Source organism: Allobosea sp. GW823-FHT02B03, assembly GCF_058797755.1.
Map to the genome: position 1 here is coordinate 320125 of NZ_JBXAJY010000004.1, position 18563 is coordinate 338687.

Consider the following 18563-nt stretch of genomic DNA (forward strand, 5'->3'; position numbering starts at 1 on the left):
GATCCGATTTCCACTATGTGAGACGTTTCATCTCACCATGATTGCTGCAGCGCAAGAGGCCCGTCTTGCCGGGAGCGCAGGGACACCCCATCCTTGCCGCATGAGCACGCAGACCGATAGCTCCGATCGTCAGCCGGCAGTGTGGCTGGCTCTTCTCATCGCCATCCTGCCGGTGGTCGCAGCGTCGCTGGTCGGCAGCGCGGCGACCGTGCCGCAGATCCCGGGCTGGTATGCAGGGCTCGCGAAACCTCCGTTCAATCCGCCGAACTGGCTGTTCGCGCCTGTCTGGACGACGCTGTTCGCGCTGATGGGTCTTGCCGCCTTCCGCGTGCTGCGCCGCCCGTCCGACACGATCGGCCGCGGCCGGGCGCTGCTGGCCTATCATGTCCAGCTCGCGCTCAATCTCGCCTGGTCCTGCGTCTTCTTCGGGCTGAACAGCCCGGCCGGCGGGCTCGTCGTCATCGCCTTGCTGATCGCGGCGATCATCTGGACGATCAGGCGCTTCGCGGCCCTGCCGGACCGGTTCGCGGCCTGGCTGCTGGCCCCCTATCTCGCCTGGGTCTCGTTCGCGGCGGTGCTCAATCTCTCGATCTGGTGGCTGAACCGCTGAGGGCGCAGGGCGGCCTCAGCCGATCGAGCGCTCGATCACCCGCATCACCGTCTCGCGCAGCTCGGCGATGGTGAACGGCTTGGCCATCACCTCGGCCACGATGGTCTCCAGGCTCTTCGCGCGCTCGCGCTGCTCGGCATAGCCGGTCATCAGCATGATGGTGAGGTCGGGGAATTCGCGCTTCGCCGCGAGGGCGAGCGCGATGCCGTCCATCAGTGGCATGCGGATATCGGTGAGCAGCAGGTCGAAGCGGCCCTTCTCCGCCATCAGGACCTCCAGCGCCTCGGCGCCGTCGCCCGCCATCATGCAATCATGCCCGTCCATGGCGAGGCCGCGCGCGACGAGCACGCGCAGGGTTTCCTCGTCATCGACCACCAGGATGCGGGACATCGACTCAGATCCCCGGCAGGCCGGCCTGGTCGGCGGTCTCGATCACGCCGACATAGGGGAGCTGGCGATAGGAATGGGCGACGTCCATGCCGTAGCCGACGACGAAATAGTCCGGGCATTCGAAGCCGACATATTCGGCCTCGATGTTGACCGCGCGCTTGGCCGGCTTCTCAAGCAGGACAGCGCTCGAGACCTTGGCCGCGCCGCGCGCCGCCAGCAGGTCCTTGGCGAAGGCCAGGGTGCGCCCGGATTCGAGGATGTCGTCGACCAGCAGGACCTGCCGGCCCCGGACGTCGCTCTGCACGTCGCGCAGGATCTCGACCTGGCCTGAGGAGATGGTGGCGGCGCGGTAGCTCGAGAGATGCACGAACTCGACCTGCGGCGCCATGCCGGCGCGGTGCATGGCCCGGATCAGGTCGGCCACGAACATGAAGCTGCCCTTGAGCACGGCGACGACCAGCAGGTCAGGCGGCGAATCGGCGGCGATCTCCGCAGCCATCTCGGCATTGCGGGCGGCGATGGCGGCTTCGTCGTAGAGGACCCGGATACGCTGGGATTGGGGCATCGTCTGGCATTCCTTCCGGGCTCCGGCGCCCGTTAGCGCCGCCCCATGATCGCGGCTGAAACTGGCACTATCGATAACCCCGGCGGACGGACAATTGAAGACCGCCGCCGTAATGCTATGGGGGTATCAGTTCGCGTTGGCGAGAGTCGCCTGCGCGGCCGCGCCGAAACGAACCTGGACGGAGCGGCCGTTTTCCGGCGGCGCCGCCAGCCGCGCCCGGAAGCGCACCAGCTCGGCCGGTTCGAGCACCGGCCGGGGCGGTTCGGCCGTCCAAGTGTAGAGCACCTGCCCGGCTTCGTCCTTCACCGCGACCGTGATCGGCGGCAGTTTCGTCTTGGTCCGGGCGATGTTGGTCACGTCGCCCTCGACCACCAGGAAACGGCCCTGCGCATCCTGGACGAGCTCGCTTTCGACGGCGCTGAAGGCAAGCCCGCGCAGATTGATGGGCAGACCAAGCTTTTCATAGAGCGCGGCGAATTGCGGCACGGTTCGGACCACTGCATTGCGCTGCCAGAGCGCGAGGCCGAGCAGGCCGAGGCCGGCAAGCACGATTGCGGCGGGGGTGCTGATCGGCAGGCGTGATGGCGATCTGATTGCCGCCATCCAGCCTTTCGCGCGCGCCTGCTTGTGTGGCTTGGCCGGCCTACGTGGCTTGGCCGGCGTCGCCGCCACCGCATCGTTGCGCTCGGCGGCGAGGGCCGAGACGCTTTCCTCGATCTCGGCGGCGCGGCGCAGTTCTTCCGCCAGCAGGGCGTTGGTCTCGTCCTCGCTCGGAGCGCTTGGGAATTCCTGCTCCGCGATCGCGTCGATGGCGGGCTGCGGCTCGTCCGGCTCCTGCTCCACGATCGGTGAAAGCGGGGCGGGCGCCTCGACCTGCCAGGCTGTCTGGCAGGAGGCGCAGCGGACCTTGCGACCGGACGGTCCGATCTTGGCCTCGTCGAGCTCGTAGCGGCTGGCGCAGGAGGGGCAGACGATCAGCATGGCCTTCGGGTGGTCGCTCCGCGCAGTGTTGGTCTAAGGCCGGCTGGAAGGCGCGGCGATGGTGCCCGAACCTCTTGGTTCCCGGCGGTGCGCCAGCGCAGCCATGCCGGGAGGCGGTTCGTCCAGCCATTGGCGCAATTTATGGTTAACGTCGCGTAAAGCCGGTGCTTCTACGGGAAGAATTGCGGGGAGCGACGGCATGACCCTTCCCGCGGGCGGGCGCTCCGGGTGTAGGATCGCGGCTCGGTGAGGCCGGCGAAGCCCGATTCGGGGCGTGGCGAGATAGGAGCAGAGTTGGTTCGGTTCGAAAATGTCGGGCTGCGATACGGCATGGGGCCGGAGGTGCTGAAAGATATCAATTTCAGCATCGCGCCGCGTTCGTTCCAGTATCTGACCGGGCCTTCCGGCGCCGGCAAAACGACGCTGATCCGGCTGGTCCTGATGGCGCTGAAGCCGACGCGTGGGCTTGTCCACCTCTTCGGCCAGGACGTCTCGCGGCTGGAGGCGACGACGCTGACCGATTTCCGGCGCAAGATGGGCGTCGTCTTCCAGGATTTCCGTCTGCTCGATCACCTCACCGTCTACGAAAACGTCGCCCTGCCGCTGCGGGTGCTCGGCAAGGAAGAGGCCGGCTATCGCGCCGAGGTCGTCGAATTGCTGCGTTGGGTCGGGCTCGGCGAGCGCATGCATGCGGTGCCGTCGGTGCTGTCCGGCGGCGAGAAGCAGCGCGCGGCGATCGCCAGGGCGCTGATCTCGCGCCCGCAGTTGCTGCTCGCCGACGAACCGACCGGCAATGTCGATCCTGGGCTCGGACGGCGGCTGCTGCGCCTGTTCATGGAGCTGCAGACGCTCGGTACCGCGGTGGTGATCGCAACCCATGATCTCGCGCTGATGGAGCAGTACGACGCGCCGCGCCTCGTGCTTGCCGACGGGCATCTCCATGTCGACGCCTGACTGGCGCGCCGAGCCGGCGGAGCAGGATGAGGATGATGAGGGCTTCGTCCAGCCGAAACCCCGCCTGCCGGTCAATCTGCGCCGGGATCAGCCGCTGGTCCCGGTCGATACGGTCGCCGGCCGCGCTCTGGTCGTGGTGATCGCGATCCTGACCTTCCTTGCCGCGCTCAGCGCCGGCGGCGCTCTGATGGCGGCGCGGGCTTCGGAGCAATGGCGCGGTGCGGTCGCCAACGAGATGACGATCCAGGTCAGGCCGGATCCGCGCCGCAATATCGAGGCTGATCTCGCCAAAGCCGTGGAACTCGCCCGCACCGTGCCCAGCGTCGCCGAGGTGCGCGCCATGCCGCGGGCGGAGTCTGACAAGCTGCTGGAGCCCTGGCTCGGCGCGGGACTCGATCTGATCGAGCTGCCGGTGCCGCGGCTGATCGTGCTGCGCCTCAACGCAACCGTGGCGAACGACCTCGTCGCCTTCAGCCAGACCCTGCGGCGCGAGGTGCCGACGGCCACGCTCGACGATCACCGTCTCTGGCTGCGCCGGCTCTCAACCATGGCAAACACCATCATCGTCGCCGGCGTCGCGGTCGTCATGCTCGTGCTGCTCGCGGCGGCGCTCGCGGTCGCCTTCGCGACGCGCGGCGCCATGGCGGGCAGTCGCGACAGCGTCGAGGTGCTGCATCTGGTCGGTGCCGATGACGAATTCATCGCGCGCGAGTTCCAGAACCGCTTCATCACGCTCGGCTTGCGTGGCGGCGGAGCCGGCGGCCTCGCTGCGGTCATCGCCATCGCGCTGCTCGGCTGGCTGGCTTCGGCCTGGAGCGCGACGCCCGAGGCAGATCAATTGCAGGCGATGTTCGGCGCCTTCGAGATCGGCTGGTCGGGCTATGGGGTCGTCGTGCTGGTGGCGGTCATCGTGGCGGCTATCGCTGGTCTCGTCTCGCGGGTTACCGTGCGAAATTATCTGAAGGCGATGTCGTGATGCATTGCGGGGGGAACGCAGCGATCATGCCGCTATTGTGCCCGATTGGGCGGTTACCTTGCGGTGGTCATGGTGATGACCGCAGCGAGGCCGACTCATCTTACGCGTGCTGAGGGCGATTTGGCCGATGCGCGCCCCATCGTGACCAGGACGTCGTTCCGGCGCAGAGCCGGGCGTGCGCTGCTTTGGCTCGCCTTGGGTGGCGTGGTCGTGCTCGTCGGCGGTTACATCAATTTCGCGTCCCGCCTGGCGCTGAACGAGGCGAGCGCGCCGCGGACCGACGCGATCGTGGTCGTCACTGGCGGTGCGCAGCGCGTCGGAGATGCTATTGGCCTGCTGCATGCCGATCGCGGCTCGCGCCTACTGATCAGCGGCGTCAACGAGCGCACGGGGCGCGAGGAGCTCGCCAAGCTCAATCCGAAGGCGCGCGAGGCATTGGCCTGCTGCGTCGATCTCGACTATCGCGCCCGCAACACCATCGGCAACGCCATCGAGACCCGGCGCTGGGTTCGTCAGCACGGCTTCCGCTCGCTGCTGCTGGTGACGTCGAACTACCACATGCCGCGCACCATGCTGGAGTTCAACCACGCCATGCCCGGCGTGCGCATCGTGCCTTACCCGGTGGTGACCGACCAGGTCGACGTCACCGCCTGGTGGAAGGACTGGCACACCATCCGCCTGCTGGTGCCCGAATACGCCAAATATCTCGTCGCCAACCTGCGCAGCCTCGTCGAGGACGATCCCGAAACCTCGCGGCTCTCGGTGATCATCGGCGGCCGCAAGCCGGTTTCACCCAAGTCGGGCGACCAGATCGGCCCGGAGCACGAGAAGCGTTCGCGCGTCCTCGGCCAGGATCGCGGCGCCTGAGAACATGGGCAAGAGGCGGCCGGCGCTCTTGACGGGCGCGCGGTGGCAGGGTTCTTGCCGGCCATGCTCGTTCTCCGCTCGCTCCTCTTCAATATCGCCTTCTACCTGAACCTCGCCTTCTGGCTGGTCTGCGCGATGGTGACCCTGGTACTGCCGCAGCGCTTTCTGCTCGCCGTCGCCCTCAACTGGGCCGAGAGCACGCTCTGGCTGATGCGGGTGATCGTCGGGACGCGCTGTGAGATCAGCGGCGTCGAGAACATCCCTCAGGGCGGCATGATCATGGCGGCGAAGCACCAGTCGGCCTGGGAGACCTTCGCCCTGATCACGGTGTTCCGGAATCCGGTCTACATCCTGAAGCGCGAGCTGACCTGGCTGCCCTTCTTCGGCTGGGCCCTGCTGAAGATGAAGATGATCCCGGTCAATCGCGGCGCCGGCAGCCGGGCGCTGCAGATGGCGACGCGACGCGCCAAGGTCGAGCTCGGGCAGAAGGGCCGGCAGCTGCTGATCTTCCCGGAAGGAACGCGTCGTCCCGTCGGTGCTCCGCCCGACTACAAGTTCGGCGTCGCCCATCTCTATGGCGAGCTCGGCGTGCCCTGCGTCCCGGTCGCCCTCAATGCCGGCCTGTTCTGGCCGCGCCGCTCCTTCCTGCGCAGGCCGGGGACGATCCGCGTCGAAATCCTGCCGGCGATCCCGCCCGGCATGGACAAGAAGACCTTCCACGCCCTGCTGCAGGAGCAGATCGAGACCGCTACCGACCGGCTGGTCAGCGAGGGAAGGGCGGAGCTTGCCCGTCTCGGCGTGCCCGCTCCTGCCAACACGCGGCAGGAGGCCGCACAGAAGAGCTGATTGAACTTGACAGCAGCGTCACTATGTTCTGATTTCGTTCTGGAACAAAGGAGGAACGGATGGCTGCTCTCGCTCTTCTGGCTGCGCCTTGCGAGGATCGCCCGGTGCGGGCCGCGCGTGAGGCTCCGCTGCGCGGCGCGGCGCAACTCGCCGAACGTCGCTTCACCGCATGGCGGGGCCGTTCGGGGCGGCGCTATGTCGCCTCGGTCTTCGCCGTTCAGGACGGGCATGCGCTGAACTTCACCGATGCGGTGCTGCTCGCCGTGTCGCCGGAGCGGACGATCGTCGCGGCGCGCGACAGCGGCGCCTTCGGCATCGACGCGGCCCTGACGCGTTGGCGCGACGCGGCCGCCATGGCCGGCGCCTGCGAGATCCATGTGCATCTGCTGGCCGAGGACAGCCAGAGCCGGCGCGCCGCGCTCGCCGATCTGACGCCCGAGGCCTGAGGTTCAGGTCGAGGCGGGGCTCGCGATCCTGTCGAGCTCGGTGACGAGATGGGTCAGCAGCGGGTCGTGAATGCCCATTTCGTGCAGGTGCTCCTGGGTGCGCCGGACATAGTCCGGATTCTCGCCCGAGACGCCCTTGCCCTGCCTTACGAGGCCGAGCACGGCCGCTTCCGGCAGGCGGCCGGCATACTGGGTATGGGCCCGGTCGGCGATGTAGGTCAGCGCATTCAAGCGGCGGCCATCGTCGAGGCGGATGGCGAGCCGCCTTTCGAGATAGACCGCGGTCGCCTGCTCGCGGGCTCGCAGATAATCGATGGTTTCCTCGGCCTGAACCGCCGGCACGCGGAAGGCGACGCCGCGGCAGATGCCGCCGCGATCCAGCCCCAGCACCAGCCCCGGCGTCTCGGGTGTGCCGCGATGGACATGCGAGTAGATGCAGAGCGAGCGGTGGAAGCCGTGCAGCCGCGCTCCGGCGCGCTCGGCGAAATCGAAGCCAGGCCGCCAGATCAGCGAGCCGTAGCCGAAGACCCAGAGATCGTCCGGCGTCGCCGCTTCCGTCATCCGCACCCTCACAATTTGGCCCGCTTGCCTCGGCAGACAGGACGCCGCGATCCGCAAGACGATCGGCGCTGGCCTCCTGCCGCCCCGGTCGCTATCAATCCGCCGAAATCCTTGCAAGGGAGCGACCGCGCATGCCTGCCGCCACCACCGCGCGACGGAACAGCCGTTTCTGGCTTTACGCTCCGTTCGGCCTGCTCGCGCTTCTGGCGGCGGGCTGGTCCGCCCTCTGGTTCATGGCGCGTGGCAAGGTCGAGCAGCATCTCGACGCGGGCATTGCGCGCGAGGCAGCCGCCGGACGTAACTGGACCTGCCGCGACCGCAGCATCGGTGGCTATCCGTTCCGGATAGAGGTGCGCTGCGCCGGGGTGACGCTGGTGTCCTCGCGCTGGGGCGACGAGGTCAAGATCGAGACCGGTCCGGCCGTCGCCGTCGCGCAGGCGACCGCGCCCGGACATCTGATCCTGCAGGCGACCGGCCCGCTGACGGCGACGCTGCCGGCCAAGCAGAGCGCCGATCTCAGCTGGAGCGCGCTCGAAGCCAGCCTGCGCCTGACTACCAGCGGTTTCGAGCGGATCTCGCTCGTCGTCCGGGAGCCGGTCGCGACGCTGCGCACGCCCGACGGGGCGGATGGCAGCCTGCGGACCGAGAGCCTTCGCTCGGCGCTGTTCGAGGCGCATCTGCGGCCGAATCAGCAGGGCTATGCCAGCCAGCAGGCGATTGATGTCGCGCTGAGCACGAAGGGCGCGGTGATGCCGGTGCTCGACGGTCTGCTCGGCGACGGCGCGCCGAGCGATCTCGACGTGCAGGCGACCATCTCGCAGTCCTTCGCCTTCCGCCGCGGCTTCAATCCCGATGCACTGGAAAGCTGGCGGACGGCCAATGGCGGGATCGAGATCACGCGGCTCGGCCTGCTCAAGGGCTCGGCCCGACTCGAGGCTTCCGGCCGGCTCGGACTCGACGAGGCCCACCGGCCGGCGGGCCAGCTCGACGCTGCCGTAGCCGGCATCGAGCGCGTCGCCGGCATCAGGGTCGGCGGCCTGACGGCCGGGCTCGGCGCGCTGCTGGGCGGGCGGGCCAATGCCGCGCAAAGCAATGCGGCGGCAGGGCTCACGCCGCTGCCGCCGATCGTCCTGCGCGAAGGCAGGGTCTTCCTCGGGCCGCTGCGGCTGCCTCTGCAACCGCTGCGACCGCTTTACTGACCGCTGGCGGCGCTGATCGCGGCGCGCGGCGCCTCGATCCGCACCAGCGCCTTCTTGACCGCGTCCTGCACCTTCTCGAAGGCGCGGACCTCGATCTGGCGGACGCGCTCGCGTGAGACGCCGAACTCCTCCGAAAGCTGCTCGAGGGTGATCGGGTCCTCGGCGAGGCGGCGCGCCTCGAAGATCCGGCGCTCGCGTGGATTGAGCACGTTCAGCGCCTCGCGCAGCGCCGAATGGCGGTTGTCGCTTTCCTCGGATTCGGCGAGCCGGTTTTCCTGGCTCTCGCTGTCATCGACGAGCCAGTCCTGCCATTCGCCCTCGCCATCCTCGCGCAGCGGCGTGTTGAGCGAGGCATCGCCGCCGAGCCGGCGGTTCATGTCGACGACATCCTGCTCGTTGACGCCGAGCTTGGTGGCGATGGTCTTGACCTGCTCGGGCCGCAGATCGCCTTCGCCCAGCGCCGAGATCTTGCTCTTGGCCTTGCGCAGGTTGAAGAACAGCTTCTTCTGGTTGGCGGTGGTGCCCATCTTCACCAGTGACCACGAACGCAGGATGTACTCCTGGATCGAGGCCTTGATCCACCACATCGCATAGGTCGCGAGCCGGAAGCCCTTGTCGGGCTCGAAGCGCTTGACCGCCTGCATCAGGCCGACATTGCCCTCGGACACGACCTCGCCGATCGGCAGGCCGTAGCCGCGATAGCCCATGGCAATCTTGGCGACGAGACGCAGATGGGAGGTGACGAGCTTATGGGCCGCATCGCGGTCGCCATGCTCGCGCCAGCGCTTGGCCAGCATGAATTCCTCGTTCGGTTCCAGCATCGGGAACCGGCGGATCTCTTCCAGGTAACGTGAAAGTCCGCCCTCGGCGGACATGACGGGCAGCGACGCAATCGCCATGCTCGTACTCCTCTCCAGGCTCCCGCTCCGCGGCGAGCCGACCACCCGAGTGTCCTTCGGGCAGGATTGTGCGGCGCGCCGCCACGAAGACCATCGTCAATTCGCGGGCAGCACACCCAGCGGCGCCCCTTTAGCCATCCGCTTCGCAGTGCAGTATATTCAATGCGAGAGTGACCGAAAGTGGGCGGCGCAGCAAAAAACCGTCACAGGATCGCGAGTTCACTTTGCAAACGTGCAAAGTCTGCCGGAGGTTCCGACTCGAAGCGGAGTTCCTCGCGGGTCACCGGATGCGCGAAGCCGAGCAGCCGCGCATGCAGCGCCTGCCGGCCGAGAGCAGCAAGCGCGGCACGGGCGCCCTCCGGCAGGCGGCTCGCCTTGGTCATGAAACCCGAGCCGTAGAGCTGGTCGCCGAGCAGCGGGTGGCCGATATGGCTCATATGCACCCGGATCTGGTGGGTGCGGCCGGTCTCGAGCTGGCATTCGACCAGGCTCGCCAGCGCTTCCAGCTCCTCATGGCCGCGCAGCAGGGGCGGATAGCGCTCGATCAACTCGATATGGGTGATCGCCTCGCGGCCCCGGCCTTCGCCGACCACCATCATCTTCTCGCGATTGCGGTTGGAGCGCTCGATCGGGGCGTCGATCGTCCCCGTCTGCCGGCGCGGCGCGCCCCAGACCAGCGCGAGGTAGGCCCTTTCGAGCGGCCCGGTGCGGCCATGGTCGGCGAACTGCTTGGCCAGCCCCTGATGCGCCTTGTCGTGCTTGGCGACGACGAGCAGGCCGCTGGTGTCCTTGTCGAGGCGGTGGACGATGCCGGGCCGGCGCACGCCGCCTATGCCCGAAAGGCTCGCGCCGCAATGGGCGATCAACGCGTTGACCAGCGTGCCGTCCTCATGCCCGCCGGCGGGATGGACGACGAGGCCGGCGGGCTTGTCGATGACGATCAGGTGCTCGTCCTCGAAGACGACATCGAGCGGGATCGCCTGGCCGATCGGCGCGGCCGGCTTGGCTTCGGGCATGATCAAGGCCAGACGCTGCCCCTCGACGACCTTGCGGCTGGCATCGGCGACGACAGCGCCGTCGATGCTGACGCCGCCTTCCTTGATCACCTGCTGCAGCCGGGCGCGGGAAATCTCTCCCGCGAGCAAGGCGAGCGCCTTGTCGAGGCGCAGGCCGGCATGCTCGGCGGTGATCACGAGTTCGGTCGGGGTGTCGATGGGGTGGGGCGCGTTCATGCCCCGTCTATAGGCGCAAGGGAAGAAAATCGCACCCACAGATCGCGGATTGCGCTCGGGCTCGAGCCGGGCCTCTCGGGTGGCTCGTTGCGTCGTGGCCGAGAACGGCGACAGATCGCATCCTGCCGGACGCAGGCTGGCGATAAGCTCTCTCTGCCCAATGCGCTGCGCCGTATCAGCCGAAGAGGCGGAAGCGGCCCTTCGGCTCCTCCGGCGGTGCCTGCTCCGGTCCCGGGTCGTCGGGCGCGTGGGCGACCGGGAAGACCACCGGCGCCGGCCGGCCTTGCGCTGCCGGCTTGCCGGAGTTCGGCGCTGCCTCGGCCGGCGTGGCGACTGCCGGTTCGGGCTTCGGCTCGGCAACCGGTTCCGGCTTGGTTTCGGGTTTGGCCTCGGCCTTGATCTCGGGCTTGGCCCCGGGCGCGGGCTGCTGTGGCGCGGGTGCCGGCGCGACCGGCACCGCTTCGATCACGGTAGCGGTCGGGGCGGCGGCGGTTTCCGGCACCACCTCCACCGGTGCCGCGGTCTCGGCCCGGCCTTCGAGCAAGGGGGCGGATTCATCGAGATCGGCGAGCACGTCGTCGAGGTCGGCGGTCGGGCGGCCGAGGGTCGCCGGCGGCACCGTCCAGACGAAGGCGTCGAGGCGGCCGGAGATCGGCGAGACCGGCAGCCAATGGTCGGAGACGAGGCCGTCTGCGACCCAGGCGGCATCGCGCGGGGCGCGGGTGGCGCGGGCGAGCCATTCGCGCACCCGCCCGGCAGCGCCGTGCTCGGCTTCCTCGAGCTCGGCCATCAGCAGGCAGACGCGGACCGAGGCGCCGCCGGCGAGCAGTGGCTTCAGCGTCGCGCGGGCCCGGGCAAAATCCTGGGCGTGGATCGCGGCGCCGGCCAGGGCCAGCACGCCTTCCGGATCGGCCGGGCGCAGCTTCGTAAGCGTTTCGGCGCGGCCGAGACGGTCGCGGGCACTGTCGCCGGGGCGAACGTCGAGATAGGCGGCGGCGATGTCGGGATGCGAGGCCTCTTTCCAGGCCGTTTCGAGCAGCCTGGCCGCCTTCTTGATGTCGCCGCGCTCGGAGAGCATGCGGCCGGCAAGTGCCGCGGCCGGCGTCAGCCCTGGGGCGAGCTTCACCGCCTCCAGCGCGGCGGCGAGCGCCTTTTCGGGCTCGCGGCCCTTGGCTTCGAGCGCCTCGGCGGCGAGCAGCACGGCGCGCTGGCGCTTGGCCTCGGCCTTGTCAGCAAGGCGCAAGGCGGCGCGGCGCTCGACGGCGGTGCGCGCCGCCTGCCAGTCGCCGGCGCCGGTGTGGAAGTCGAGCAGGGCGTCATTGGCCCAGGCCAGCGACGGCGAACGCCGCACCGCCTCGTCGGCGAAGGCGCGGGCGGCGGCCATGTCGCCGCGGCGGCGCGCCTCGACGAACAGGCCGCGCAGGCCGAGCACACGCGTCTCGGGCTTGTCGAGCATCGCCTTGAAGGCGGCTTCGGCCCGGCCGCGATCGCCGGAGAGCTGCGCGGTCTGAGCCTCCAGCAGGAGTGTCAGCGGTTCTTCTGCGGCGAACTTGCGCGCGTCGTGGGCATGGCGGCCGGCGGCGATCGGGTCGCCGGCGCCGATCGCGACCATGCCGCGCGAGACCGCCTCGAAGCCGCGCGCCCGGCGCCGCGCCCGCGAGGCGAAGCTGAAGGCGGAGGGCAGGCCGAGCACGAAGCGCAGCACCGCCCAGACGACCAGCGCCAGGAAGGCGAGCAGGATGACGCCGATCGCGGCGATCGCGACGCTGGTCTCGATCCGGTAGCCCTGCCAGAGCACCGAGACCTCGCCCGGACGGTCGGCGAGCCAGACGGCGCCGGCGGCCAGCGCGGCGATGACGAGGAGATAGGTCAGTACGCGAACCATGGACCGATAACCTTCCTCAGCCTGCCGAACCCAGTGCCGCAACAGCGTTTCGCGCGATCCCGGCGATGGCGGCCTCGGCCGCCGCTCTTTGCTTCAGCGCCGCCCCGAATGCCTCGCTGGGGCGCCGCGCCGGTTCCGGCAGTTGCGCCCAGAGCGTCGCCGCAGTGGCGATGTCGTTCTGCACCAGGGCGTTCTCCAGACGGATCGGCAGCGTCGCCGGATCATTCGCGCCGGTATCGCCGACCGGGCGGATGGTGACGATCCGGCTGGCGAGCCCGAGCAGCTTGTCTTCCCAGCTGCTGGCTGGCGGAGCGCTCTCGCGGGCGAACAAAGCGCGGTGGCTGCGGAACTGTGCGAGCAGGGCGTCGCGGGTCGCCGCGCCGCTGGTCGCGACCGCTTCGAGCGCCGTCAGCTCCGTCGCGGGAATACCGCCCGCCGCGAGCGCGGCGACATCCTGCTGGAAGGGGCGGCCGGCGGCGATCGCGTCGCGGACGCGCTCGGCGAGAACGATGCGGGCGGCGGCCAGGGCTTGGCGACTCGGCACCAGCGCGTTCTTGGCGGTGGTCTCGACCGCGGCAAGGCGCTGCCCGGTCTCGCCGAGACGTCGCTCGAGCTCAGCTGCGGCAGTGCGGGCGGCAGCGGCGTTGCTGTCGGCCTGGGTGAGCTTTTCGCTGACCTGGGCCAGCGCGGCGGCATCGCCCGCTGCGACCGCCGGGACGGTCTTGGCGAGCTCGGCGAGGCGGCTGGCATTGCTCTGCGCCGCGGCGTCGGCTTTTGCGGCGCTGTCGGCGGCGGCGCTCGCCTTGCGGTCGATCGCTTCGAGCGCGGCGCGGTTGGGCAAGGCGGCGCTCTGCGCCTGCAGCGCCTCGATGCGGCGGTTCAGCTCGGCGAGGCGCGCGGCGTCGTCGGGGCCTGCAAGCTTGAGGCCGAGCAGCACCAGCCCGGCGCCGACCGCGCCGCCGACCAGTCCGGCCAGAGCAAGAGCCGGCAGGCCGGCGCGGCGCTGCGGCGGAGGCGCCGGCGGCGGCTCGAATTCACGTGGAAGGGCTTCGCTCGGCAGGATCGCCTCGGCCGCGCTCTCGGTGCGTTCGGCCGCGGCGGCACTGCTCGCCGTAGTCTCCGGCTCTGGTGCTGCAGCCTCGGGCGCCTGCGCCTCGGAGGAGGCCGGCGTGGCCGCTTCGGCCTGCGGCGCGAGTTCGATGGTCGGCGGTGTCCGTCCCGACCGGCTGCGACGCTTTGCGGCCGGGCTCTGTTCGCTGCTCGGCTCGCTCATCGCGTCCTTGTCCATCTCCGCGGCCGGTTCGGGAGCCGCCTTTTCCTCTCTAGCATCGCCGTCGAGCAGAATGCGAGCCGGCAGATGGTCGAGCGCGGCGAGCAGCGCGGCCTCCTCGGCATGCTCGGCGACCAGGACGGTGCCGGCGCCGGCACTGATCAGTGGTGCGGCGATCTCGGCCGACAGCGCGACCTGCGGCAAGGCGAGCGCCTGCTCGGTGAGGCCGGCCGCGTCGGCGAGCGCCAGGAAGGTCTGGGCGCTGCGCGGTGAGTAGTGCAGGGCGGCATCAGCCGTGCCGCCGCGCAGGGCTTCGGCCGCAGGCTGTGGCAGCGCATCGACGGCCTTCGCCTCGTAGGCGGTCCAGACCGTCACCGCATGGCCGGCGGCGCGCAATTGCTCGGGCAGGTCGTCATGCCGATCCTGACCGGCGACGAAGAGCAGCTTCCTGGGTTCCGGCAGCTCGCCGGCGATCAAAGCGAGGAGATCGGAGCGATTGCCCTTGGCGTTGCGGGTCGCGAAGCCGAGCGCTCCGGCCGCCTCGGCGGTGCGGGAGCCGACGCAGAAGGCCGGAAGCGATTTCCGCCAGGCTTTCGGCAGCTGCTCCAGCGCCGGCACGGCATTGGCGCTGGTCAGGACGAGCGCGTCGAACGGGCCCTTCGGCGCCGGCTCCGTGCCCGGGACGATGCTGAAGAGTGGCGCCAGGACCGGCTCCTGGCCGCGCTCGATCAGCACCTTGGCGGTGCGCTCGGCATCGGGCTGCGGTCTCAACACCAGAACGCGCATGTCGTCTCCTCGCTTCGGCCGGTCGTGAAGGCTCAGGCCGGATCGTAGATGCCGGCCGGAGCGCGGGCGCGCAACTCGCGTCCGAGATCGGCTCCCAGTTTCGCGGCGTCCGTGACGGAACCATGGCGCTCGCCCTCGGCGCTCGCCGACCCGTCGGGGGAGAGCAGGAGGCCGCGCAGATGCACGCGGTCGCCGGTGACGACGGCATGGCCGGCGATCGGCATGCGGCAGGAGCCGTCGACCTCGGCCAGGAAGGCGCGCTCGGCCGTCACTGCGAAGCCGGTATCGCGGCAGATCACCGGGGCGAGGGCGACGATGGCGGCGGCATCGTCAGCGCGGATCGTGATGCCGATCGCGCCCTGGCCGACGGCCGGCAGCGATTCCTCGATCGACAGGATGCCGCTCGCCTTGTCCTCCAGACCGAGCCGGCGCAATCCGGCGAGCGCCAGCAGCGTCGCATCGATCTCGCCGCTGGCGACCTTCTCCATGCGCCGCGCGACATTGCCGCGCAGCAGCACGACCTGGAGATCGGGCCGCGAACGGCGCAGCATCGCTTGGCGGCGCAGCGAGGCCGAGCCGATCACGGCGCCCTGCGGCAGGTCGGCGACCCTCGCGATGCCGCGCGAGATCAGAACGTCGCGCGCATCCTCGCGCGGCAGATAGCCGCCGACGACGAGTCCATCCGGCAGCCGGGTCTGCAGATCCTTGGAGGAGTGCACGGCGAAATCGATCGTCCCGGCGAGCTGGGCGACGTCGAGTTCCTTGGTGAACAATCCCTTGCCGCCGGCCTCGGCGAGCGAGCGGTTCTGGATCGAATCGCCGGTGGTGACGATGGCGTCGAGCGGCAGTTCGTCCTGCGCCCAGCCATGGGCCTGCATCAGGCGGCCGGCGAATTCGCGCGCCTGCGCCATGGCCAGCGGGCTGGCGCGCGTGCCGATGACGAAGCGGCCGGGCAGGCGCTGCTGGCGTGGCGGGGTGGGCTGCTGACTCATGCGGCGCAAATTCTCCGGTTCCGGCGCGGGGCTCGCCCGCGCCATTGGCCTTCTTCTTCTTGCAGCACTATACGAAGGAAATCCCCGCGCGAAACCGCGCACCCGGCAGCGGCCCCGCCGCCGGGACCTTAAACCAGCGAGCCTTTCGACCGACCGGCCATGCGTGTTCTGGGCATAGAGACCACCTGCGACGAGACGGCGGCCGCGATCGTCGGCGTCGATCGTGCCGGCGAGGCCAAGATTCTCTCCAACGAGATCCTCAGCCAGATCGCGGCGCATGCAGCCTATGGCGGCGTCGTGCCCGAGATCGCGGCGCGCGCCCATGTCGAGGCGATCGACCGGATCGTGGCGCGGGCTTTCGAGACGGCCGGGCTCAAGGTCTCGGAGATCGACGCGATCGCGGCGGCGGCCGGGCCGGGGCTGGTCGGCGGCGTGATGGTCGGCCTGACCAGCGCCAAGGCGATCGCGCTGGTGACCGGCAAGCCCTTCATCGCGGTCAACCATCTCGAGGGCCACGCCCTGACGGCAAGGCTGACCGACGATGTCGCCTTCCCCTATCTCCTGCTGCTGGTTTCGGGCGGTCACACGCAATTGCTCGCGGTGCGCGGCGTCGGCGACTACGTCCGGCTCGGCACGACCATTGACGACGCGGTCGGCGAAGCCTTCGACAAGATCGCCAAGATGCTGGGCCTGCCCTATCCCGGCGGGCCCTCGGTGGAGCGCGAGGCGCTGAACGGCGATTCCGAGCGCTTCGAGTTTCCGCGGCCGATGAGCGGGCGGCCCAAGCCCGATTTCTCGCTGTCGGGCCTGAAGACGGCGGTGCGGCTGATGGCGGAGCGGATCGCGCCGCTTTCCGACCGCGACGTCGCCGATCTCTGCGCCTCCTTCCAGGCGGCGGTGGTCGATGTGCTGGTCGACCGCACCCGTGCAGGTTTGCGTGCCTGCCGCGAGGCCGGGATCAGCCCGTCGACGCTCGTGGTCGCCGGCGGCGTCGCCGCCAACCAGGCGATCCGCAGCGGGCTGACGCGGCTCGCCACCGAAGCCGGACTGCCGATGGTGGCGCCGCCGCTGGCGCTCTGCGGCGACAATGGCGCGATGATCGCCTGGGCCGGGCTGGAGCGGCTGCGCCTCGGGCTGATCGACGACATGGGGGCGCTCGCCCGTCCGCGCTGGCCGCTCGACGAAATCAAGGCGGCCGGATGACGCCTTCCGACCGGTTCGCCACGATCGGCGTCGTCGGCGGCGGCGCCTTCGGCGCGGCGCTCGCGCTTGCCGCGGAGCGCGCCGGGCGGCGCGTGATCCTCTGGGCCCGCGATGCCGAGGCGGTTGCGATCATGCGCGAGAGCCGCGCGGTGCCGCGGCTGCCGGGCGCGACCCTGCCCGAAAGCGTGACCCCGATCGCGGAGATGGCGGCTTTGTCGCAGGCGCGGGCGCTGATCCTCGCGGTGCCGACCCAGGCGCTGCGACCGGTCTGCGCCGATCTCGCGCGCGCCCTGCCGGCCGGACTGCCGACGATCTCTGCCGCCAAAGGCATCGAGCAGAAGAGCGGCCTCTTCACCACGCAGATCGTCGCCGAGCTCTGGCCGGGTGCCGTGCCGGCGATCCTGTCGGGCCCGAGCTTCGCGGCCGACATCGCGCGCGGCCTGCCGACGGCGCTGACGCTGGCGGCAAGCGATGCCGCGCTGGCGCAGGACCTCGCCGAGGTACTGAGCTCGGCTTCGCTGCGTATCTACCACAGCAACGACCCGCGCGGCGTCGAGATCGGCGGCGCCGCCAAGAACGTGCTCGCCATCGCGGCCGGGATCGCGATCGGGCTCGGCTATGGCGAGAGCGCCCGGGCGGCGCTGGTGGCGCGCGGCTTCGCCGAGCTGCGCCGTTTCGGCGAGGCGTTCGGCGCGCAGTCGGAGACGCTGATGGGGCTTTCCGGGCTCGGCGACGTCGTGCTCTCCTGCGCCTCGGCGCAATCGCGCAATTTCGCCTATGGGCTGGCGCTCGGGCAGGGGCGCAGCCCGGACGAGGCCGCCGGCGGCAAGCTCGCCGAAGGCGCCTTCACGGCGGCGATCCTTGCGGAGATGGCGCAAGCGCGGCAGATCGAGACGCCGATCGCCGAAGCGGTGGCGGCGATCATCGCCGGCGAGGTTGGCGTCCGCGAGGCGGTCGCCGGGCTGCTGGCGCGGCCGATCCGGGCCGAGAATTGAGAGTGGATACCGCCCTTCCAGCCCTCATCCTGAGGAGCCGTGTAGCGGCGTCTCGAAGGATGATCCAGTGTGCGCTGGAGGCATCCTTCGAGACGCGCTCTGCGAGCGCTCCTCAGGATGAGGGCTCTATTATGACCGGCGAGGTGTAGCGATGGCCAATGACTGGTCCGACCTGACGAAACGCGTCGCCCGCGGGATCGCCGAGGTGCGCAAGACCACCGGCGCCGAGCTCGTGGCCGAAAGCCAGCCCGTGCCACTCGCCGGGCGCATCGCCGGGCGGGTGATCGAACTGCGTCGCCGGCGCCGCGAGGATACGCATCGCTTCGTGCTGATCCTGCCTTTCGGCGAGGGCGAGACCAGGATCGAGCTCAGCCCGCAGGATTACGCCGCGCTGACCCGCGAGATGGTGCGGTTCTGGAACGAACAGGGCGAGGCGGCATCGCGGCCGCCGGCGCCCCTGAAGGAAGAAGAGGACGAGGCCTGATGGCGCACTGGTTGATCAAGTCGGAACCCTCGGTCTGGTCCTGGGACCAGCAGGTCGCGGCCGGCGCCAAGGGAACGCATTGGGACGGGGTCAAGAACCACACCGCCAAGCTCAACCTGATGGCGATGAAGAAGGGCGACCAGGTCTTCTTCTATCATTCCAACGAGGGGCTCGAGGTCGTCGGCATCGTCGAGGTCATCAAGGAGCATTATCCCTGGACGGAAGCCGGACCGCCCTGGGTGCTGGTCGATTTCAAGGCGGTGAAGCCACTGCCGAAACCGGTCACGCTGGCGGCGGTCAAGGCCGAGCCGAGGCTCGCCAAGATGGCGCTGGTGACGTCCTTCCGCCTGTCGGTGCAGCCGGTGACCGACGAGGAATGGGCCCTCGTCTGCAAGATGGGCGGGCTCTGAAAGCCACCTTCG

At 69.8% G+C, this 18563-nt stretch carries 20 protein-coding genes; 11 read left to right on the forward strand and 9 right to left on the reverse strand.

Going from position 1 to position 18563, the window contains the following annotated elements; all coding sequences use genetic code 11:
- The first annotated feature begins 100 nt into the window (after positions 1 to 100).
- Positions 101 to 610, forward strand: a complete 510-nt coding sequence (locus AC1REK_RS15090; protein ID WP_492269420.1) for a TspO/MBR family protein — start codon at positions 101 to 103, stop codon at positions 608 to 610.
- A 15-nt stretch (positions 611 to 625) separates the two neighbouring features.
- On the opposite strand, the gene AC1REK_RS15095 is transcribed toward AC1REK_RS15090, so the two are convergent.
- The 3 genes from AC1REK_RS15095 to AC1REK_RS15105 all read right to left on the reverse strand — a co-directional run bounded on the left by AC1REK_RS15095 (position 626) and on the right by AC1REK_RS15105 (position 2546).
- On the reverse strand, positions 626 to 1000 hold the full coding sequence (locus AC1REK_RS15095) for a response regulator (RefSeq protein ID WP_066477534.1): 375 nt from the start codon (positions 998 to 1000) through the stop codon (positions 626 to 628).
- Positions 1001 to 1004: 4 nt separating this feature from the next.
- On the reverse strand, positions 1005 to 1565 hold the full coding sequence (hpt, locus tag AC1REK_RS15100) for a hypoxanthine phosphoribosyltransferase (RefSeq protein WP_066477535.1): 561 nt from the start codon (positions 1563 to 1565) through the stop codon (positions 1005 to 1007).
- 126 nt (positions 1566 to 1691) lie between these two features.
- Positions 1692 to 2546, reverse strand: coding sequence for a zinc-ribbon domain-containing protein (locus tag AC1REK_RS15105; RefSeq protein WP_492269419.1), 855 nt, complete (start codon positions 2544 to 2546; stop codon positions 1692 to 1694).
- 294 nt (positions 2547 to 2840) lie between these two features.
- Between AC1REK_RS15105 and ftsE the strand changes: the two genes are divergently transcribed.
- The 5 genes from ftsE (at position 2841) to AC1REK_RS15130 (ending at position 6635) form a co-directional block, all read left to right on the forward strand.
- Positions 2841 to 3500 (forward strand): cell division ATP-binding protein FtsE, encoded by a 660-nt coding sequence (gene ftsE / locus AC1REK_RS15110; RefSeq protein WP_316019017.1) that lies wholly within the window; start codon positions 2841 to 2843, stop codon positions 3498 to 3500.
- A complete protein-coding gene (locus AC1REK_RS15115; protein ID WP_492269418.1) occupies positions 3487 to 4476 on the forward strand; it encodes a cell division protein FtsX in 990 nt (329 codons plus the stop codon). The genes ftsE and AC1REK_RS15115 overlap by 14 nt, the downstream gene beginning before the upstream one ends.
- A gap of 141 nt (positions 4477 to 4617) precedes the next feature.
- A complete protein-coding gene (locus AC1REK_RS15120) occupies positions 4618 to 5343 on the forward strand; it encodes a YdcF family protein (RefSeq protein WP_327522731.1) in 726 nt (241 codons plus the stop codon).
- A gap of 63 nt (positions 5344 to 5406) precedes the next feature.
- On the forward strand, positions 5407 to 6189 hold the full coding sequence (locus AC1REK_RS15125; RefSeq protein WP_492269417.1) for a lysophospholipid acyltransferase family protein: 783 nt from the start codon (positions 5407 to 5409) through the stop codon (positions 6187 to 6189).
- Between the two features lie 59 nt (positions 6190 to 6248).
- Positions 6249 to 6635 (forward strand): hypothetical protein, encoded by a 387-nt coding sequence (locus AC1REK_RS15130; protein WP_316019013.1) that lies wholly within the window; start codon positions 6249 to 6251, stop codon positions 6633 to 6635.
- A 3-nt stretch (positions 6636 to 6638) separates the two neighbouring features.
- Here the strand turns inward: AC1REK_RS15130 and AC1REK_RS15135 are convergent, their stop codons facing one another.
- The gene (locus AC1REK_RS15135) at positions 6639 to 7196 is read right to left on the reverse strand and encodes a gamma-glutamylcyclotransferase (protein WP_316019012.1); all 558 of its coding nucleotides are present in this window, start codon (positions 7194 to 7196) and stop codon (positions 6639 to 6641) included.
- Between the two features lie 131 nt (positions 7197 to 7327).
- Between AC1REK_RS15135 and AC1REK_RS15140 the strand changes: the two genes are divergently transcribed.
- The gene (locus AC1REK_RS15140) at positions 7328 to 8395 is read left to right on the forward strand and encodes a DUF2125 domain-containing protein (RefSeq protein WP_492269416.1); all 1068 of its coding nucleotides are present in this window, start codon (positions 7328 to 7330) and stop codon (positions 8393 to 8395) included.
- On the opposite strand, the gene rpoH is transcribed toward AC1REK_RS15140, so the two are convergent.
- The 5 genes from rpoH to hemC form a co-directional block, all read right to left on the reverse strand.
- The gene (gene rpoH, locus AC1REK_RS15145; RefSeq protein ID WP_316019402.1) at positions 8389 to 9294 is read right to left on the reverse strand and encodes an RNA polymerase sigma factor RpoH; all 906 of its coding nucleotides are present in this window, start codon (positions 9292 to 9294) and stop codon (positions 8389 to 8391) included. The genes AC1REK_RS15140 and rpoH overlap by 7 nt on opposite strands.
- A gap of 203 nt (positions 9295 to 9497) precedes the next feature.
- Positions 9498 to 10526, reverse strand: coding sequence for an RluA family pseudouridine synthase (locus AC1REK_RS15150; protein ID WP_316019401.1), 1029 nt, complete (start codon positions 10524 to 10526; stop codon positions 9498 to 9500).
- 175 nt (positions 10527 to 10701) lie between these two features.
- Positions 10702 to 12411: a heme biosynthesis protein HemY gene (locus AC1REK_RS15155; protein WP_492269415.1), complete on the reverse strand. Its 1710-nt coding sequence runs from the start codon at positions 12409 to 12411 to the stop codon at positions 10702 to 10704.
- A 16-nt stretch (positions 12412 to 12427) separates the two neighbouring features.
- Positions 12428 to 14467: a uroporphyrinogen-III synthase gene (locus tag AC1REK_RS15160; RefSeq protein WP_492269414.1), complete on the reverse strand. Its 2040-nt coding sequence runs from the start codon at positions 14465 to 14467 to the stop codon at positions 12428 to 12430.
- A gap of 32 nt (positions 14468 to 14499) precedes the next feature.
- Positions 14500 to 15459 carry a hydroxymethylbilane synthase gene (gene hemC, locus AC1REK_RS15165; protein WP_492269413.1) on the reverse strand — a complete coding sequence of 320 codons (960 nt, stop codon included), beginning with the start codon at positions 15457 to 15459 and terminating at the stop codon, positions 14500 to 14502.
- A gap of 159 nt (positions 15460 to 15618) precedes the next feature.
- Between hemC and tsaD the strand changes: the two genes are divergently transcribed.
- The 4 genes from tsaD (at position 15619) to AC1REK_RS15185 (ending at position 18551) form a co-directional block, all read left to right on the forward strand.
- On the forward strand, positions 15619 to 16662 hold the full coding sequence (gene tsaD, locus AC1REK_RS15170) for a tRNA (adenosine(37)-N6)-threonylcarbamoyltransferase complex transferase subunit TsaD (protein ID WP_492269412.1): 1044 nt from the start codon (positions 15619 to 15621) through the stop codon (positions 16660 to 16662).
- Complete coding sequence (locus AC1REK_RS15175; protein WP_492269411.1) at positions 16659 to 17657, forward strand: NAD(P)H-dependent glycerol-3-phosphate dehydrogenase; 999 nt, start codon at positions 16659 to 16661, stop codon at positions 17655 to 17657. Before tsaD ends, AC1REK_RS15175 begins: the two co-directional genes overlap by 4 nt.
- Positions 17658 to 17808: 151 nt before the next feature.
- Positions 17809 to 18141: a hypothetical protein gene (locus AC1REK_RS15180; protein ID WP_327522740.1), complete on the forward strand. Its 333-nt coding sequence runs from the start codon at positions 17809 to 17811 to the stop codon at positions 18139 to 18141.
- Positions 18141 to 18551, forward strand: coding sequence for an EVE domain-containing protein (locus AC1REK_RS15185; protein WP_492269410.1), 411 nt, complete (start codon positions 18141 to 18143; stop codon positions 18549 to 18551). Before AC1REK_RS15180 ends, AC1REK_RS15185 begins: the two co-directional genes overlap by 1 nt.
- Positions 18552 to 18563: the final 12 nt, after the last annotated feature.

Coding starts and splice junctions, on each gene's coding strand:
- AC1REK_RS15185 (WP_492269410.1), top strand. CDS start 18,141: ATGGCGCACTGGTTGATCAAGTCGGAACCCTCGGTCTGGTCCTGGGAC.
- AC1REK_RS15175 (WP_492269411.1), top strand. CDS start 16,659: ATGACGCCTTCCGACCGGTTCGCCACGATCGGCGTCGTCGGCGGCGGC.
- rpoH (WP_316019402.1), bottom strand. CDS start 9,294: ATGGCGATTGCGTCGCTGCCCGTCATGTCCGCCGAGGGCGGACTTTCA.
- AC1REK_RS15105 (WP_492269419.1), bottom strand. CDS start 2,546: ATGCTGATCGTCTGCCCCTCCTGCGCCAGCCGCTACGAGCTCGACGAG.
- AC1REK_RS15140 (WP_492269416.1), top strand. CDS start 7,328: ATGCCTGCCGCCACCACCGCGCGACGGAACAGCCGTTTCTGGCTTTAC.
- hpt (WP_066477535.1), bottom strand. CDS start 1,565: ATGCCCCAATCCCAGCGTATCCGGGTCCTCTACGACGAAGCCGCCATC.
- AC1REK_RS15090 (WP_492269420.1), top strand. CDS start 101: ATGAGCACGCAGACCGATAGCTCCGATCGTCAGCCGGCAGTGTGGCTG.
- AC1REK_RS15160 (WP_492269414.1), bottom strand. CDS start 14,467: ATGCGCGTTCTGGTGTTGAGACCGCAGCCCGATGCCGAGCGCACCGCC.
- AC1REK_RS15130 (WP_316019013.1), top strand. CDS start 6,249: ATGGCTGCTCTCGCTCTTCTGGCTGCGCCTTGCGAGGATCGCCCGGTG.
- AC1REK_RS15150 (WP_316019401.1), bottom strand. CDS start 10,526: ATGAACGCGCCCCACCCCATCGACACCCCGACCGAACTCGTGATCACC.
- hemC (WP_492269413.1), bottom strand. CDS start 15,459: ATGAGTCAGCAGCCCACCCCGCCACGCCAGCAGCGCCTGCCCGGCCGC.
- AC1REK_RS15125 (WP_492269417.1), top strand. CDS start 5,407: ATGCTCGTTCTCCGCTCGCTCCTCTTCAATATCGCCTTCTACCTGAAC.
- AC1REK_RS15180 (WP_327522740.1), top strand. CDS start 17,809: ATGGCCAATGACTGGTCCGACCTGACGAAACGCGTCGCCCGCGGGATC.
- AC1REK_RS15155 (WP_492269415.1), bottom strand. CDS start 12,411: ATGGTTCGCGTACTGACCTATCTCCTCGTCATCGCCGCGCTGGCCGCC.
- AC1REK_RS15135 (WP_316019012.1), bottom strand. CDS start 7,196: ATGACGGAAGCGGCGACGCCGGACGATCTCTGGGTCTTCGGCTACGGC.
- AC1REK_RS15095 (WP_066477534.1), bottom strand. CDS start 1,000: ATGTCCCGCATCCTGGTGGTCGATGACGAGGAAACCCTGCGCGTGCTC.
- tsaD (WP_492269412.1), top strand. CDS start 15,619: ATGCGTGTTCTGGGCATAGAGACCACCTGCGACGAGACGGCGGCCGCG.
- AC1REK_RS15115 (WP_492269418.1), top strand. CDS start 3,487: ATGTCGACGCCTGACTGGCGCGCCGAGCCGGCGGAGCAGGATGAGGAT.